The sequence below is a fragment of the Dietzia cercidiphylli genome (genome assembly GCF_039531545.1).
GTDB classification, from domain to species: Bacteria; Actinomycetota; Actinomycetes; order Mycobacteriales; family Mycobacteriaceae; genus Dietzia; species Dietzia natronolimnaea.
Genome location: NZ_BAAAQG010000003.1, coordinates 202,266 through 218,876 on the forward strand (window position 1 = coordinate 202,266; position 16,611 = coordinate 218,876).

Here is a 16,611-nt window from a genome sequence, read left to right on the forward strand (position 1 = left end):
CGGTCACCGGGGCCGCCGCGGGCGGGCGCACGCAGGAGAAAGGAGCCGGTGTGGACGTCATCATCGGTCAACTCGCGACGGGACTGAGCATCGGCTCGATCCTGTTGCTCGCAGCGCTCGGCCTGTCCCTGACCTTCGGGCAGATGGGCGTCATCAACATGGCGCACGGCGAGTTCATCATGGCCGGCTGTTACACGGCCTACGTCATCCAACAGTTCGTCGCCGCCTCCGGTGCGGGGCTGGCGATCTCCCTCGTGGCGGGGTTCGTGGTGGGCGGGTTGCTCGGGGTGATCCTCGAGGTGCTGCTCATCAGACGGCTGTACGCCCGACCGCTCGACACACTGCTCGTCACCTTCGGCGTCGGGCTGGTGCTGCAACAGATCGCGCGCGACATCTGGGGAGCCCCCGCCGTCAACGTCGAGGTGCCCGCGTTCCTCCGCGGGAACCTGGTCCTGCTCGGGGCCTCCGTCCCGTACACGCGGGTCTTCATCTTCCTCCTGGCGGTGGCGTGTGTCGCCGCACTCATGGCGGCCATGCGGTTCACCCCGATGGGGCGGCGCATCCGGGCCGTCACCCTCAACCGCGACCTCGCCGAGAGCTCCGGCATCAACTCACGCCGCAGTGACCTGACCACGTTCTTCATCGGTTCCGGCCTCGCCGGGGTGGCGGGCGTGGCGCTGACCCTCATCGGTTCGACGAGCCCCACCATCGGGCAGTCCTACCTCATCGACGCCTTCCTCGTGGTGGTGGTCGGGGGCCTCGGTCAGCTGAGGGGCGCCGTCATCGCGGCCTTCGCGCTGGGGATCCTCAACTCGTTCTTCGAATACTCCACGACCGCCTCCGTGGCGAAGGTGCTCGTCTTTGTGACGATCATCGTCTTCCTCCAGATCCGCCCGCAGGGGCTGTTCGCCGTCAAGACCAGGAGCCTGGCATGACCGACACCGCCACCATCGGCACCACCACCCCGGACCCGGCCGAGCCGGCCGCGGGTCGTCGGGGACGGCCACCTCGTCTGCCCCTGCCCGGCGAGCTGACCACCGAGGGCGAACGACCCCGCTGGGTGTTCTGGGTGGCGCTCGCCGTCGCCGCGATCCTCATCTTCGGCGTCGCACCCGCCCTGTTGAGCGAGTTCCGGCTCAACCTGCTGGCCAAGTTCTTCTGCTTCGGCATCGTCGCCAGCGGGATCGGCCTGGCGTGGGGGCGGGGCGGCATGCTCACGCTGGGTCAGGGCGTGTACTTCGGCGTCGGCGCGTACGCCATGGCGATGTACCTCAAGCTCGCCGACGCCCGCGACCGCGGCGGTCCCGACGCCCTGCCGGACTTCATGCAGATCGCCGGGATGCGATCGCTTCCCGGGTACTGGGAGCCGTTCGCCTCGCCGGTGTTCACCCTCGTGGTGATCCTGCTCCTGCCGCCCCTGCTGGCCTTCGGGTTCGGATATCTGGTGTTCAACCGCAAGGTCAAGGGCGCCTACTTCGCGATCCTGTCCCAGGCTCTCGCGGCCGCCGCGGCGATCTTCCTGGTCAGCCGGCCCGAGCTCGGCGGCTCCAACGGGCTCAACCGGTTCACCGGGTTCTTCGGCTTCGCCCTGTCTGATCCGGCCAACCGCCAGATGCTGTACTTCATCACCGGTGGCGCCCTCATCGGTGTGGTCTTGCTGGTGCGCCAGTTCATGCAGTCGCGCTTCGGTGAGCTGCTCGTGGCCGTCCGCGACCAGGAGGAGCGGGTCCGCTTCCTGGGGTACGACCCGGCGCTGGTCAAGTCCCTGGCGTACGCGGTCGCCGCCTTCGCCGCCGGGATCGCCGGCGCGCTGTTCGTCCCGATCGTCGGGATCATCTCGCCCTCGGCGATCGGCATCGCCCCGTCGATCGCGTTCCTCATCGGCGTCGCGATCGGTGGCCGGGCCACGTTGCTCGGCCCGGTCCTGGGAGCGATCGGAGTGGCCTGGGCGCAGACGACCTTCTCCGAGGCCTACCCGTCGCAGTGGACCTACCTGCAGGGTGTGCTCTTCATCGTCGTCGTGGGCTTCCTGCCCGGCGGTCTGGCCAGCCTGTTCGTCATCCGCCGGCGCCGCAGGTCCACCGGGTCCGGCCCCGCGACCCCCGCCACCACCGGATCCACCGGATCCAACACGGAGGAGACCCCATGACCCCCACCGCTGTGGCCACCGATTCGACCGGGGCCGGAGGCGGCCGCGCCGGCGCCTCGACGGGACGGACCTACCTGGAGGTCCGCGGTCTGACCGTCTCGTTCGACGGGTTCCGTGCCGTCGACGGGGTGGACCTGACGCTGATCCAGGGTGATCTCAAGTTCCTCATCGGACCCAACGGCGCGGGCAAGACCACCGTCGTCGACGCGATCACGGGGCTCGTCCCGGCGACGGGGACGGTCGACAAGACCGGGCAACCGGTGCTGGGGATGAAGACACACAAGATCGCCCGCATGGGGATCGGCCGGACCTTCCAGACGGCCAGCATCTTCGAGGACCTCACGGTAGAGCAGAACCTGGACATCGCGGCCGGCTCCGGTCGGGGATGGATGACCCTGCTGCGGCGTCGCCGAGGCCGCGCGACCGTGGTCGCCGAGACGCTGGACACCATCGGTCTCGAGCACCTGGCCGGAACCAAGGCCGGGGTGTTGGCCCACGGTCAGAAGCAGTGGCTGGAGATCGGCATGCTGCTCGTCCAGGACTCCGACGTGATGCTCCTCGACGAACCCGTCGCCGGCATGGGGGCGGATGAGCGCAAGGCCACCGGCGAACTGCTCCAGCGCATCGCCGCCGACCGCACGGTGGTGGTGGTGGAGCACGACATGGACTTCATGCGCGACTTCGCCACCTCGGTCACCGTTCTCGCGGCCGGCAAGGTCCTCGCCGAGGGCACGGTCGCCGAGATCCAGGCCGACCCCAAGGTCCAGCAGGTGTATCTGGGCACCGCGGCCGCCACCGGCACCGAACTGGAAACCGGTACCGAGCCGGAAAGCGGTACCGAGCCGGAAAGCGGCACCGAACCCGAGATGGAGTCAGACGAATGAGCGCACTACTGCAGATGTCCGGCGTCCGCGCCGGGTACGGCGGGTCCGAGGTGCTCCACGGGGTGGACCTGGAGGTCCCCGCCGGGGGCGTGGCCGCGGTGCTCGGACACAACGGGGCGGGAAAGACGACCCTGCTGCGGGCCGCCGTCGGTCTGCTGCCGTGCAAGGCCGGCACGATCACCTTCGACGGCCAGGACATCACCGGACTCAAACCGCATGGCCGAGTGGCGCTGGGTATCGGCTACGTGCCCCAGGGTCAGCAGTCGTTCACCCAGCTCACGACCGCCGAGAACCTGCGGGTCGTGGCGGACGGGCGCAAGCGGGGGAAGGCGCTCATCGACGAGTCACTCGACCTGTTCCCGGCGCTCAAGGAGCTGCTGGATCGGAAGGCCGGGTTGCTCTCCGGTGGGCAGCGGCAGCAGCTGGCCATCGCCCGGGCGCTCATCACCGAGCCGCGGCTGCTGGTGCTGGACGAGCCGACCGAGGGGATCCAGCCCAATGTCGTGGCCGAGATCGAGCGGATCATCGTGGACCTGGCCTCGCGCGGCGACCTGTCCGTGCTGCTGGTCGAGCAGCATGTGGGGTTCTCCCTGAGGGCCTCGGACGTGTTCTACGTGGTGGAGTCGGGGCGGGTCACCCACTCGGGCGCCTCCGACGACACCGCCGCCCACGAGGTGACGTCGGCGCTGGCGATCTGAGCGAACCAGCCCCCTCGCCAAGAGCGTTCCGCACACATCGGCCGAGAGGCAGGTGTGCGGAACGCTCTTCTCGATGCCGCGGGCCGGACTGCGGGCCGGGCGGCGGGCCGGGCGGCGGGACCGGTCAGCGCGGCGCCGGACGGGCCAGTCCCCCCGCGAGCCAGTCCACGAGATCGGCCACGTACTCCCGGTGGGCCGGTCCGGCCTCCGGGGCGTCGCAGGCCCGCACCGCGAGCTCGGCGGTGAGCATCACGATGAGCTGCCGGACCCGGTGCCCGGCGAGCTCCCTGCCGCAGCGGGCGGTCGCGGCCGACACCAGCATCTCGAGCTGGTCCTGGAGAGCGGTGTCGGCGACCGGGCCGCCGGTGACCGTCCGGCCGACCTCGGCGAGCGCACCGACCTGGGCGATCACCCGGAGGGTGCAGCGGCCCTCGTCGTCGTCCAACAGGTCGGCCAACGGGGACACCACCGCCCGGACGATCTCCGCGAGGTCGGGGGTCGACGACGCCCACCGCTGCAGATCGGCCCGACGCTCGTCCTCCATGCGCAGGACCCCGCGGAGCAACACGTCCTCCAACAGGCCCAGGCGGCCGCCGAAGTGGTAGTTGATCGCCGAGTCGTTGCCCTGGCCGGCGTCGCCGACGATGTCGCGGATCCGCGCCGTCCGCCAGCCGTCGGAGGCGAAGCGCCGCAGTCCGGCCTGGTAGAGGGCCTCCCGGGTGGCGGTCGATCGGGACTGGCGTGAGATCGCGGTGGAGCGGGGCACCCGCCCGAGTGTAGATCGCCTCTTCCCAATTTCTAACAGCACGTGTTAAATGTGGCCATGACCCGCCCAGTTCTTCCCACCCGCGAGCCGGCCCCGACCGAGCCTGCCCCGACCGAGCCAGCCCCGACCACCACGGGCCCCGCCTTCGACCCCTTCGATCCCGCGCACCTGGCCGATCCCTATCCCGGCTACCGGCGGTTGCGCGAGACGGACCCGGTCCACTTCCACCGCGGGGACGGCACCGCGGCCCGCCCGGACTTCTGGGCGCTGTCCCGCTACGCCGATGTCGACGCGGCGGTCTGCGACCCGGAGGCGTTCTCCTCCGCCAGCGGTCTGACCTTCTACCGCGACGAGATCGAGAAGCTGGGGCTGGCGCCGACCATCGTCATGATGGACCCGCCGGAGCACACCGGGAAGCGGCGGCTGCTGGCCAAGGCGTTCTCCCCGAAGCGGGTCGCGGAGACCGAGCCGCAGATCCGCGACTTCGTCCGTGGGCGCCTGGCCGAGATGGCCGAGAGGGACGACGACGACGAGGTGGTCGATCTGCACCGGGACTTCAGCTCGCAGATCCCCACTTTCGTGCTGGCCCAGCTGTTCGACCTGCCGGCAGCGGACCGCCCCCGGTTCGGCCCGTGGGTCAGCGCGCTGACGACCCTGCAGGAGGAGGGATTCCGTCCGGCGGGCCTCGAGGGCGGAGCGGCGGCGGCGGTGGCGGAGATGTTCGCCTACTTCGGGGAGCTCATCGCCGAGCGGCGCACGAGCCCGGGAGAAGACCTCGTCTCCGCCCTGACGCAGGCCGAGATCGACGGCGAGAGGCTGGACGACTGGGACATCCTGGGGTTCTGCTTCGTGATCGTGGCGGGCGGCAACGACACCACCGGCAATCTCATCTCGCACACCGTCGCGCTGCTCGACGAGCACCCGCCGCAGCGGGAGCTGCTCGTGGCGGACCCGGGGCTGATCCCCGGCGCGCTCTCGGAGTGCCTGCGCTTCGAGTCCAGCGTGCAGGCGCTCGCGCGGACGACCATCCGTGAGGTGACGGTGGGCGGGGTGACGATCCCGGCGGGGGAGAAGGTGATGATGCTCTACGGCTCGGCCAACCGCGACGAGCGCGAGTTCGGTCCCACCGCCGAGGAGCTCGACATCACCCGGGAGATCACCGGGCACCTGGGGTTCGCCCGCGGCCCGCACTTCTGCATCGGCTCGCACTTCGCGCGTCTGCAGGCGCGGATCGCCCTGGAGGAACTCTACGCCGCGCACCCGGCCATCGGGGTCGACAGGGGCGCGGCCGTCCGGGCGCTCTCGCCGTTCACCCGCGGGTTCCACTCGCTGCCCGCGACGGGGTTCTCCGCGCCGCGGCCCTGACCCGCGCGCCGCGACCCGCACCGCTGCCCCTCTGTTCTCGCGGTCGACACGAGCGGGGCCTGCCTGATCGCCGCGATGTCATCCCGAGGGATGTGTGAGGCCTCCTCGCCCGCGCCCGGGACGAGCGCATCGGTCCGCGATTCGATGCGGCGCCGCCACGGCCGCTGTACCGGTCGGTATGTCAGGCCGAAGGCGCAGATCGCGGCGATGTCGCCGGGCGGGGATCACCACCGCGTCCGGGGCCGGGTCCGGGGCCGCGGGCGACCGGGGGTGAAGGGGGCCGATGGTGGGGTTGGAGCCGGGGCTGGAGACCCGAGTAAACGGGCGTCACACTGCCCGTATAAGAGTAACGTCACCTCATGTAGGCGGATGCGCCGTCCCTGGTGGATCCGCACCCCACTGCACAAGGACTCATCATGGCAACTCCACATGACACCCCGTCCGGGCCGTCCTCCACCTCGGTCCACCACTCTCCCCGGACCCGCCCGGTGAACTGGGTCATGCTCGTCGCGGGGGTCCTGCTGGCCGTGTTCGGCCTCGGGATGACCGCCACCGGCGCGGCTCTCATGGTGGCCGAGGCCTCCCAGCGCGACGGTCGCTACGCCTACACGGACACCGAGCGACTCCAGACCGTCGGCCACGCCATCACGACCGCGCCCCTCACGGTCCACGTCGACGAGGGCGCCACCGTCGGCACGTTCGGTCTCGACGACCTGATCAGTATCCAGCTCCGCGCGACCCCGGTGGTCCCCGATCAGGACGTGTTCATCGGCATCGCCGATGCGTCCGATGTCTCGGCCTATCTCAACGACGTCCCCCACGCGGTGTTCGGCGACGACCCGTGGGACACCGGGTACACCGTCGAGACCCCGTACACATGGGGCACGGGGTCCGACCCGGACACCGCGCTCGACGAGGTGCCCGGCACCCGCACCCCCGAACCGCCGACCGACCAGGACTTCTGGGCCCAGTCCGCGACGGGCGGCGAGCAGCAGACGATCACCGTCGACCTGCAGTCCGGCGACTGGGTGGTCGTGGTGATGAACGCCGACGGCACCCGCCCGGTGTGGGTCGACGTGCAGGTGGGCGCGCACACCGAGCTTTTCGGGCTCGCCAATCCCGGGGTTCTGGTCACCGGGATCGTGGCGCTGGTGCTGGGGCTGCCGCTGATCCTGCTGGGGACCGCCGGCCTCGGGCGCGACATCGACCGCTGGCCCGGTGCGGGCGTCCCCGCCGTGGGCGCGGGTCCCGATCCGCTGCGTCTGACCGGGCTCCCGGACCCGCAGGTCTCGCGCGCGATGTGGCTGATCAAGTGGCTGCTGGCGATCCCGCACTACATCGTCATCGCGCTGCTGTGGTTCGCGCTGGTGGTCACCACCATCGCCGCGGGCCTGGTCGTGCTGTTCACCGGTCGCTATCCGCGGTCGTGGTTCATGTACAGCGTCGGGGTGCTGCGGTGGAACTGGCGCGTGGGGTTCTACGCCTACTCCGTGCTCGGCACGGATCGGTACCCGCCCTTCTCGCTGGCGCCCGCCGACTACCCGGCCGAGTTGGACGTGGCCTACCCCGAGCGGCTCTCGCGCGGCCTGGTGTTGGTCAAGTGGTGGCTGCTCGTGATCCCGCACCTGCTCATCGTGGGCATCCTCACCGGCGGCGGGGCGGCTCTGACCAGCGCCTCGGAGTACGGGGGCGCCGAGTGGAACATCTCGCTGGTGGGCCTGCTCGTGCTGATCGCCGCGATCGGGTTGCTGTTCACCGGCCGCTACCTGCCCGGGCTCTTCGACCTGATCGTGGGTCTGAACCGCTGGGTGTACCGGGTCGGCTCGTACGTCCTGCTCCTGCGCGACGAGTACCCTCCGTTCCGCCTGGACCAGGGGCCGGAGGAGCCGGTCGGTCACGGGCCGGAGGTCCCGGCGGGTCACGGTCCGGAGACCCCGGTCGGCCAGGGGCCGGAAGGGCCGGTCGGTCACGGGCCGGAGGGGCCCACCGTCTAGTCCGTCCCGTCCCCGCCGTCGCGGTGGCCCGTCACCATGCGGGCGAGGAGATCGGCGAGCCGCTCGTCGATCTCCTCGCGCTGATCGGCCGGGATGTCGAGGGTGTCCAGAAGTGCGCCCCGCAGCACCGGCCAGGCGTAGACGGCGGTGAAGACCAGGAGCAGCTCGACGTCCCCGGCCGGCGGGGGAGAGGTCATGCGCCTCAGGGCGGCGGCCGGTCGTTCGGCCGGGTCGACCATCGGTGGGAACGCCGCCTCGCCGTCCAGGGCCAACCAGGCCAGGAGGCGGCTGATCTCCGGGTGTGCGGTGGCGCCGAGCAGCATCCCGCGCACGGCCTCGCCCGCGTCGTCGAGGTGCTCGAGCCGCGCGGCGCCGAGGCGCACCGCCTCCTGCATGACGGTGGTCAGCAGGGCGTCCTTCCGGCCGACATGCCGGTGGATCAGGCCGAGGTTGACGTCCGCGGCGTCCGCGATATCGCGCAACGGCACGTGCGGCCCGCGCTCGGACAGCAGCCGCCGGGCTTCGCGCAGGACGGCGGAACGGACCTCGTCGCGACCGGTCGGGCGGGGTCGCGGGGCGCCGTGCCCACGGGTGGGCGCGGAGTCGGGCGGGGTCGGTCCGGGGAGGCCGTCCTCGTCGTCGTCGGATCGGTTCTCACTTTCCATTCCCAAACTGTACACAATTGACTACAGTCGGGTTGACGGGTGTGGATTGACGCGCCCCGCCCCTCGTGCGAAAGGCCGACGATGACCACCACTGACCGCCGCGACGACATCGACGCGATCAAGTCCCTGAAGTACCGCTACCTGCGTTGTGTGGATCTGCGACTGTGGGACGAGCTCGCCGGGACACTCGCCCCCGAGGTCTCGGCCTCCTACGGCAAGCGCCTGTCCTACACCGGCCGCGACGAGGTGGTGGCCGGGTTGCGGGAGCAGATGACCGACGACGTCATCACCGAGCACCAGGCCCACCACCCGGAGATCGAGGTGGACGGCGACACCGCGACCGGCCGCTGGTACCTGCAGGACCGGGTGATCGTGCCCGCCTTCGACACGATGATCATCGGAAGCGCCTTCTACTCCGACACCTACGCGCGCCAGGACGGTCGCTGGGTCATCACGAGCACCGGCTACAAGCGCACCTACGAGGCGATGCTCAACCTCAAGGACATCCCGAGTTTCCAGCTCACGGACAACCACCTCGCCCCCACCGGCGGGCAGTGAGGGCGCGGGCGGACGGTGCGAGCTCTGCCCGGCGAGTCGGTGACGACGACTGTGACCGTGACGGTGACGCGTGGAGCTGATCGTCATCGCCGCGCTGTGCGTGGCGGCGGCCTCGGTCATCGGCGGCGCCACCGGGTTCGGCACGTCCCTGTTGGCCACCCCGTTGATGCTGATGGCGGGCATCGGACTGGCCGAGACGGTGGTGGTGAACCTGGTCGTGGCCCTGGTCACCAGGGTGGGCGTCACCGTGCAGTTGCGCGCTCACATCACCTGGCCGCGCGTCGCGGTGCTGGGACTGGCGAGTGTGCCGGGCGCCTGGTTGGGCGTTCAGACCATCGCGTTCCTGCCGGAGGAGCACCTCAAGCCGGCGGCAGGCGCGATCACGGTCCTGTGCGGGGTCGCCATGGCGCTGCCCGCGGCAAAAACACCCCGGCCGCCCTCGGCGATCGCGACCGCGGTCACCGGGGTGATCAGCGGGTACTTCTCCACCACCACCTCGCTCAACGGACCGCCTGTCGTCCTGCTGCTCAGCCGGGCCAGGCTGCCGCCGCTGGGCTTCATCGCCGACCTCGCCGGGTACTTCGTCATCACCAGCCTGGTCTCCCTCGCACTGTTGTGGTCGGGCACCGAGATCGACCTGCCCGCCCTGCTGCCCGTGGTGGTGGCCTGCACCGTCGTCGGGGTCCTGGCCAACCAGCTCGGAATCGGCATCGCCATGCGCCTGCCCACCCACGTGTTCCGCTCCGCCGTGATCTCCCTCGTGGTGATCGCCGGCCTCGTCACCTTCGCCACCGCGTGATCGCCGTGACGCCCCGTTCCCACTCCCACAGATTCCCGTACCGACCCCGGAGGACCCCATGACCGACAGCACCGCGCAGACCGACACGACCGCAGAGACTGACACGTCCACGCAGACCGACACGACCGCGCAGCACACCGAGAACGCCGGCACCGCACGGGAGAACCGTCTGGCCGGCAAGGTCGCCATCGTCACCGGCGGCGGGCAGGGGGTCGGGGAGGGCATCGCGCTCGGCCTCGCCGAGTCCGGTGCCGCGTTGTTGCTGGTCGGCCGCCGGATGCGCAAACTCGAGCGGGTCGCCGAGATCATCCGTGCGAACGGTGGGACGGCCGAGTGCCTGGCCGTGGACATCATCACCGACGGCGCCCCCGAGGCGATCATCGCGACCGCCGTGGAGAAGCTCGGCGGTGTCGACATCCTGGTCAACAACGCCAACATGGCCATGCCGCTGCCGCTGTCCGACTACCCGGACGACGAGTTCCGCAAGGCCTTCGAGGGCGGCCCCCGCGTGACCTTCACCCTGATGAAGCTGGCGCGGCCCGAGATGGCCAAGCGCGGAGGGGGAACGATCATCAACCTCGTGACCGCCGCCGCCGTCCGGTGGGACGCCGCCAACTACGGCATCTACTCCGCGGTCAAGGAGGCCATCCGCGCCCTGACCCGCGCCGCCGCCTACGAGTGGGCGGCCGAGGGAACCCGCGCCCTCAACGTGGCGCCGCACGCTCACAGCCCCGGGCTGGACTGGTGGATGGAGAACAACCCCGAGGAGGCCGAGGAGTTCGTGTCGAGCATCCCCGCCGGCCGCGTGGGCGACCCCCTCCCCGACATCGGTCGCCCGGTGGCCTGGCTGTGCTCGGCCGAGGCCTCGTACCTCAGCGGTGCCACCATCCCCCTCGACGGCGGCCAGTCCCGCTGGGGCTGACCCCGTCGTCGTCGCCCCGTACAACCCCTCTCCCCGGAAAGCCTCCGCCATGACCCCGACCACTGGTCCCACGAACACCGCCCCGACCAGCCGCGACGCGCTGGCCCTGGCCGCCGACATCCGCGCCGGCGCCACCACCGCCGCCGAGGTACTGGAGGAGGCCATTGCCCGCATTGAGCGGCTCGACCCCGGGCTGGGCGCCATGGTCTCCACGCGCATCGACGCCGCGCGTGCCGAGGTGGAGGCCGGCCTGCCCGACGGCCCACTGCGCGGGGTGCCGATCGTCATCAAGGCGCTCGGCACCGACGTCGCCGGGCTGCCCGCCGCCGACGGCTCCCGACTGCTCGCCGACGTCGTGGCGACCGTGGACAGCACCGTCGTGCAGCGCTACAAGGCCGCCGGGATGGTGGTGCTCGGTACGACCAACGTGCCCGAGATGGGCAAGTCCACCACCACCGAATCGCTGCTGCACGGCCCGTGCCACAACCCGTGGAACACGGCGTACTCGACGGGCGGGTCGAGTGGCGGATCGGCGGCGGCGGTCGCCTCGGGAATGGTGCCGGTCGCTCACGGCACCGACGGCGGCGGCTCCATCCGCATCCCCGCCGCGATGTGCGGACTGGTGGGCCTCAAGCCCAGCCGCGGGCGCGTTCCGACGTGGCCGCACCCCGACGCGCTCTCCTCGCCGTTGTCCTATCACCACGCGCTGACCACCACTGTCCGTGACAGCGCAGCGCTACTCGACGTGGTGGCCGGCCACCGCCCCGGCGACTCCTACGGTGCGCCCACGCCGTCGCGCCCGTTCCTCGACGAGGTCGGCGCCGACCCCGGCCGTCTTTGCGTCGGCATGCTGCGCGTCGCGCCGGGACCGTTCCCCACCGACGCCGCGTGCACCGCCGCCGTCGACCACACCGCCGCTCTGCTCGCCGGGCTCGGCCACGACGTTCATGAGGTGGAGCTGGACGTCGACGTGCTGGAGGGGATGTCGGCGGTCGGCGCCATCATGGGCGCCCAACTGCGGGCCACCATCGATGCGCGCCTCGCCGCGTTGGGAAGAGACCTCGACGACGACGACATCGAGCCCTGGACCCGGGTGATCCTGGACAACGCCATGACCCACTCCGCGCCCGACGTCGCCCGGGCCCTGCAGACCGCCACGCGGACCGGCTGGCGCGTGGCCGAACTGTTCGGACCCGACGGCGTGGACGTGCTGATGCTGCCGACGTTGCCCTCCACCACCCCTGAGCTGGGCTACCTCGACCCGACCGACCCGGAGGCGATGTGGACGCGGTCCTCGGCGTTCTCCGTGTGCACGAGCATGTTCAACCTCTCCGGGCAGCCGGCCATCTCCCTCCCGCTGGCCGCGGATGACCGGGGCCTGCCCGTGGGCGTGCAGCTGGTCGCCGACTACGCCCGCGAGGATGTGCTGCTGCGGCTGTCGGGGCAGCTCGAGGCGGCCGCGCCGTGGGCGACCGTGGCGCCGGGGTACGAGGGATGGTGACGCGCGGGCGTTGATCGTCCGGGCTCGGATGGCGGTGACCCGCGCGGCTCTTGACCCGCGAGGCTCTTGACCCGTGCGGCTCCTGACCTGCCTGGCTCTTGACCTGCCTGTCTCCTGCGCCGCCCTGCTCTTGACCTGCGAGGCTCCTGACCCGCCTGTCTCCTGCGCCGCCCGGTCCGCTGCGGCGGCTGGGCCGTGGCCCGTGCTCTCTGCGCCTCGCTCATCCGCTCCCGCGCCTGGCGTCTCGCTCGCGCGCCCGTACACGCTGACTGCAGCCGCTTCTGAACATGGCGTCTCGCCTGCGCATCGGTACACGCGGGACGCCAGGTTCGCGTGCGGCTGTGGCCGGGCACGAGCCGGGCACGAGCTGGGAGGGAGCCAGGCACGAGCCGGGCACGAGCTGGGCAGGAGCCGCGCCACTGTTCCTCGACTCGACCGGGACGCCACAGGGCCCCGGGCGGCCTCGCCGTGTGGCGGGAGCCCGGGGCCCGTGTGCGTGGGGGTCGGAGTGCAGCCGGTCGGTCAGGACCGGTGGGGATCACTCCTGAGCAGCGTCACTCTTGGAGCAGCGTCACTCATGGAGCACCGTCACTCCTGAGCAGAGTCACTCGGTCACGAACGCCCCGTCGTAGAGGACCGTCGAGGACAGGGTCGGGGTGAGTCCACCGACTGTGTCGGAGACCGTGACGTACTGCTCGGCGTTGGCCATCACGGTGAACGGCTGCACCTCGTTGAAGACCTCCTGCAGGCGGGTGAGCGCCTCCTTCTGGGCGTCGAGGTCGGCGGCGGCCTTGAGGTCGTTGATGGCGGCGGTGAGCTCCGGGTCGTCGATCCCGGTGATGTTGGTCGCCCCGGTCGGGAGCATGCCGCTGGCGAAGGCGGCCGCAGGATCGGCGTCCGAGGTGGCCAGTCCGCCGATCACGATCTCGAAGTCCCCGGTGAACTGGCGTGCCGTGACCTGGGAGACCGGCGCGTTGTCGATCACGACCGTGAACCCGGCCGCGTCCAGCAGCGCCTTGGCCACGACTCCGGCCTCGATGTTCTCGGGACCGTCGCCGATGAGCATGCGCAGGGTGCCGTCCCAGTCCGGGGTGTCGGCCTTGACCTCCTCCACCAGGGCCCGGGCCGCCTCCACGTCGTACGCAGGCCCTTCCTGGCCGTCGTAGAGCCGGGAGGAGTCGGCGACGAGTGCCGAGGTGGCCTGGCCCTCACCGTTGTAGAGGCGCTGGTTCCACAGGTCGCGGTCCAGCGCGGCGGCGACGGCCTGGCGGGCGCGGACGTCGGTCAGGACGCCGTCGTATCCGGCCTTGCCGGAGTTCATGTTGATCACCGAGCCGGAGCTGATGATCTCCTCGAAGCCGCGGACCTCGTCGTCCTGGGCCATGTTCACGAACTTGGCGCCGCGCAGGAACCCGACCTGGACCTCACCCGTCTGGAACGCGTCGTAGGTGCCCTGGGATCCGGGGATGCGGATGAACTTCAGGGTCGGGCAGACGGGACCGCCGTAGTAGTCGGGGTTGGGCTCGAGCACGGTCTCCTGGTCCGGCGTGAAGTCGGCGACGGTGAACGCTCCGGCGCCGATCGGGTTGCTGGCCCACTCCTGCGGGTCGGCGGCCTCGTAGGCGTCCCGGGGGATGACCTCCCCGACGGTCCCGGCGAGCGTGATGGGGAACCCGGCCCACGGGTCGGCGAGCGTGAACTCGACGGTGAGCGGGTCCACCACCCGAGCCTCGGTGATCTCCATGGCCTCGGTCATCGCGACCGACCGGGTGGCGGGGTCCTTGTGCAGGCCCACCGTGAACGCGACGTCCTCCGCGGTGAGCGGGTCGCCGTTGGAGAAGGTCACTCCGTCGCGGAGGGTGAGGGTCCACACGGTGTTGTCGTCGTTGGACTCCAGCGACTCGGCCAGCTTGGGCTCGAACTCCTCGGCCTCCGGGTTCCACACCATGAGTCGGTCGTAGACGGCCGCCGACTGGGCGCCGCCGCGGACGCCGTACTGGCCCTGGCCGGGCGCGAAGCTGGGGAGCATGGAGAACTCGCCCACGGTGATCGTGCCGCCGGCGCGGTCCTCGGTGCAGCGCTCGGACTGGTCCGGCGCGAGGCCCTCGCCGCCGGCCGCGGCGGTCGAGTCGTCCCCGCCCCCGCCACATGCGGTCAGGGTCAGGGTGGCCGCCGCTAGTACGGCCAGTGCGCTGGTGGTGCGCTTCATCGGTTCTCCTCGAGAGGGTGGTGGCACGCGACCTGGTGGCCGGGTGCGAGGACGGTCAGCTGTGGGCGTTCGGCTGCGCAGATCTCGGTGGCCCGGGGGCACCGGGTACGGAAGCGGCAACCGGACGGGGGGTCGAGCGGGGAGGGCAGCTCCGAACTCGTGGCGGTGATCGGCGACTCGCCGAGCGTGTCCGCGAGGGTGCCGCCGAGTGTGGGGGCCGACGAGATGAGCAGCATCGTGTACGGGTGGGCGGGCGCGCGGTAGAGGGAGGAGGTGTCGGCGACCTCGCACACCGTGCCGAGGTACATCACGGCCACCTGGTCGGCGATGTTGTGCACCACCGACAGGTCGTGGGAGATGAAGACCATCGTCAGCCGGTAGCGCTCCTTCATCTCCTCGAGCAGATTGAGGATCTGCGCCTGCACGGAGACGTCGAGCGCGGAGACCGGCTCGTCGCACACCAGCACCTCGGGCTCGAGCACCAGTGCCCGGGCCAGCGCGATGCGTTGGCACTGGCCGCCCGAGAACTCGGACGGGCGCCGGCCACCGGCGTGGTCGGGGTCCAGGCCCACCGCCTCGAGGGCCGCGTCGACCCGGCGCCGGATCTCCTCCCGGCCGCCGTCGACGCCCTGGATCTCCAGGCCCTCCGCCACGATGTCCCGGACCCTGCGGCGGGGATTGAGCGACGAGACGGGGTCCTGGAACACCATCTGGATCAGCTTCCGGGCCCGGGTGAGGGAGGCCCCGGAGAGCGAGCACAGGTCGGTCTCGTCGACCATCACCCGCCCGGAGGTGGGACGGGGGAGCTGGAGCAGCGCCCGGCCGAGGCTGGACTTGCCGCAGCCGGACTCGCCGACCAGAGCCAGCGTCCTGCCCTGGGGGACCTCGAGGGAGACGTCCGAGACGGCGTGGACCGTCCCCTTGCGGGTGTGGTACTCGACGGTCACGTGATCGACGACGAGCTTGGCGTCCCCGGGCCGTCCCGCGTCCGGCGGGGTGGGCGCGTCGGCGACGTGCTGACTGGAGCCGGTCATGAGGCCTCGCTGCTGGTGCGGTGGTGGACGGGGACGGTGGGGTGGAGACATCCGACGCGGTGGACGGTGGTCGCCGTGGGGTGGGAGGCGGAGGCCGTGGCGAGGTCCTCGAGAGGGGGGTCGACGACGAGGCAGTCGTCCGCCACCCGGGGGCATCTCGGGGCGAACCGGCATCCCGGCGGCATCTCCCGCAGGTTCGGCGGGCGCCCCTCGATCACGGTGAGCCGGGTGTGCGGAGGCAGGTCCGGCCGCGGGATCGAGTCCAGCAGTGCGCCGGTGTAGGGGTGCGCGGGTTCGTCGAGCAGCGCCCGGGTGTCGCCCACCTCGAGGAACCGACCGGCGTACATGACCCCGATCCGGTCGGTGTGCTGCGAGACCACGGCGAGGTCGTGGGAGACCAGGATCATCGCCATGTCCCCGTCGGCCTGCAGCCCGTGGAGGAGGTCCAGGATCTCGTGCTGCACCGTCACGTCGAGCGCGGTGGTGGGCTCGTCGGCAATGAGCAGCTTGGGCGAACAGGACAGGGCGATGGCGATCCCCACACGCTGGCGCATGCCGCCGGAGAGCTGGTGGGGGTACTCGGTGAGGCGGGCCCGGGGTGAGGGGATCCGGACCCGCTCGAGGAGTTCGACCGCGCGGTCGGCCGCCTCCCGGCGACCGAGCCCCAGATGGTGCCGCAGCGGGTCGATAATCTGCCGGCCGATGGTCCGGATGGGGTTGAGCGAGGTGAGCGGGTCCTGGAAGACCATCGCGATCTCGCGGCCCCAGAACTTCTGCGCCTCGCGCTGGGACAGGGCCAGGACGTCGCGGCCGTCGAAACGGACCGTCGAGGCGGGATCCACCCGGGCGGTGGTGGGGGCGATGCCCATGATCGAGCGGACGAGCATCGATTTGCCGGAGCCGGACTCGCCGACGATGCCGATCGTCTCGCCGCGGCGCAGGGAGATGTCGACCCCGTCGACGGGCGTGATGCGCCCGGAGGGGGTGTCGATGTGGGTGCGGAGATCCCGGACCTCGAGCAGCAGGTCGTCCCGGTCGTTCGACGACACGGGTCTGCGGGGTGGTGC

General features: G+C 71.2%; 15 protein-coding genes. 10 read left to right on the forward strand and 5 right to left on the reverse strand.

Translation table 11 applies throughout. The features are described 5' to 3' along the window. Nucleotides 1-50 precede the first annotated feature (50 nt). From urtB to urtE, 4 genes are read left to right on the forward strand one after another with little or no spacing between them, the layout of a single operon-like run. Complete coding sequence (gene urtB, locus ABD250_RS02640; RefSeq protein WP_182610272.1) at nt 51-935, forward strand: urea ABC transporter permease subunit UrtB; 885 nt, start codon at nt 51-53, stop codon at nt 933-935. After that, nucleotides 932-2,149 carry an urea ABC transporter permease subunit UrtC gene (urtC, locus tag ABD250_RS02645; protein WP_241730545.1) on the forward strand — a complete coding sequence of 406 codons (1,218 nt, stop codon included), beginning with the start codon at nt 932-934 and terminating at the stop codon, nt 2,147-2,149. The genes urtB and urtC overlap by 4 nt, the downstream gene beginning before the upstream one ends. Next, complete coding sequence (urtD, locus tag ABD250_RS02650) at nt 2,146-3,033, forward strand: urea ABC transporter ATP-binding protein UrtD (RefSeq protein ID WP_182658201.1); 888 nt, start codon at nt 2,146-2,148, stop codon at nt 3,031-3,033. The genes urtC and urtD overlap by 4 nt, the downstream gene beginning before the upstream one ends. After that, entirely contained in the window at nt 3,030-3,731 is a 702-nt protein-coding gene (urtE, locus tag ABD250_RS02655) for an urea ABC transporter ATP-binding subunit UrtE (RefSeq protein WP_179523259.1), read from the forward strand. The genes urtD and urtE overlap by 4 nt, the downstream gene beginning before the upstream one ends. Before the next feature lie 124 nt (nt 3,732-3,855). On the opposite strand, the gene ABD250_RS02660 is transcribed toward urtE, so the two are convergent. Next, on the reverse strand, nt 3,856-4,497 hold the full coding sequence (locus ABD250_RS02660) for a TetR/AcrR family transcriptional regulator (RefSeq protein WP_344390460.1): 642 nt from the start codon (nt 4,495-4,497) through the stop codon (nt 3,856-3,858). Between the two features lie 57 nt (nt 4,498-4,554). Here ABD250_RS02660 and ABD250_RS02665 point away from each other — a divergent pair, with 57 nt between their 5' ends. Further along, complete coding sequence (locus ABD250_RS02665; RefSeq protein ID WP_344390462.1) at nt 4,555-5,862, forward strand: cytochrome P450; 1,308 nt, start codon at nt 4,555-4,557, stop codon at nt 5,860-5,862. A 416-nt stretch (nt 5,863-6,278) separates the two neighbouring features. Continuing rightward, complete coding sequence (locus ABD250_RS02670) at nt 6,279-7,856, forward strand: DUF4389 domain-containing protein (protein ID WP_241730712.1); 1,578 nt, start codon at nt 6,279-6,281, stop codon at nt 7,854-7,856. Here ABD250_RS02670 and ABD250_RS02675 read toward each other — a convergent pair. Further along, nucleotides 7,853-8,521 carry a TetR/AcrR family transcriptional regulator gene (locus tag ABD250_RS02675; protein WP_179523256.1) on the reverse strand — a complete coding sequence of 223 codons (669 nt, stop codon included), beginning with the start codon at nt 8,519-8,521 and terminating at the stop codon, nt 7,853-7,855. The two genes, ABD250_RS02670 and ABD250_RS02675, sit on opposite strands and share 4 nt — an antisense overlap. A gap of 81 nt (nt 8,522-8,602) precedes the next feature. Here ABD250_RS02675 and ABD250_RS02680 point away from each other — a divergent pair, with 81 nt between their 5' ends. The 4 genes from ABD250_RS02680 to ABD250_RS02695 all read left to right on the forward strand — a co-directional run bounded on the left by ABD250_RS02680 (nt 8,603) and on the right by ABD250_RS02695 (nt 12,301). Further along, a complete protein-coding gene (locus tag ABD250_RS02680) occupies nt 8,603-9,079 on the forward strand; it encodes a nuclear transport factor 2 family protein (protein ID WP_179523255.1) in 477 nt (158 codons plus the stop codon). Between the two features lie 70 nt (nt 9,080-9,149). Further along, nucleotides 9,150-9,878 carry a TSUP family transporter gene (locus ABD250_RS02685; RefSeq protein ID WP_182659048.1) on the forward strand — a complete coding sequence of 243 codons (729 nt, stop codon included), beginning with the start codon at nt 9,150-9,152 and terminating at the stop codon, nt 9,876-9,878. A gap of 58 nt (nt 9,879-9,936) precedes the next feature. Further along, nucleotides 9,937-10,800, forward strand: a complete 864-nt coding sequence (locus tag ABD250_RS02690) for an SDR family NAD(P)-dependent oxidoreductase (RefSeq protein ID WP_182659047.1) — start codon at nt 9,937-9,939, stop codon at nt 10,798-10,800. Between the two features lie 49 nt (nt 10,801-10,849). Beyond that, on the forward strand, nt 10,850-12,301 hold the full coding sequence (locus ABD250_RS02695) for an amidase (RefSeq protein ID WP_344390469.1): 1,452 nt from the start codon (nt 10,850-10,852) through the stop codon (nt 12,299-12,301). A gap of 604 nt (nt 12,302-12,905) precedes the next feature. Here ABD250_RS02695 and ABD250_RS02700 read toward each other — a convergent pair. From ABD250_RS02700 to ABD250_RS02710, 3 genes are read right to left on the reverse strand one after another with little or no spacing between them, the layout of a single operon-like run. Then, nucleotides 12,906-14,510: an ABC transporter substrate-binding protein gene (locus ABD250_RS02700; RefSeq protein WP_182616507.1), complete on the reverse strand. Its 1,605-nt coding sequence runs from the start codon at nt 14,508-14,510 to the stop codon at nt 12,906-12,908. Beyond that, nucleotides 14,507-15,544, reverse strand: coding sequence for an ABC transporter ATP-binding protein (locus ABD250_RS02705; RefSeq protein ID WP_182659043.1), 1,038 nt, complete (start codon nt 15,542-15,544; stop codon nt 14,507-14,509). The genes ABD250_RS02700 and ABD250_RS02705 overlap by 4 nt, the downstream gene beginning before the upstream one ends. After that, on the reverse strand, nt 15,541-16,593 hold the full coding sequence (locus tag ABD250_RS02710; RefSeq protein ID WP_338404216.1) for an ABC transporter ATP-binding protein: 1,053 nt from the start codon (nt 16,591-16,593) through the stop codon (nt 15,541-15,543). The genes ABD250_RS02705 and ABD250_RS02710 overlap by 4 nt, the downstream gene beginning before the upstream one ends. Between the last annotated feature and the right edge of the window lie 18 nt (nt 16,594-16,611).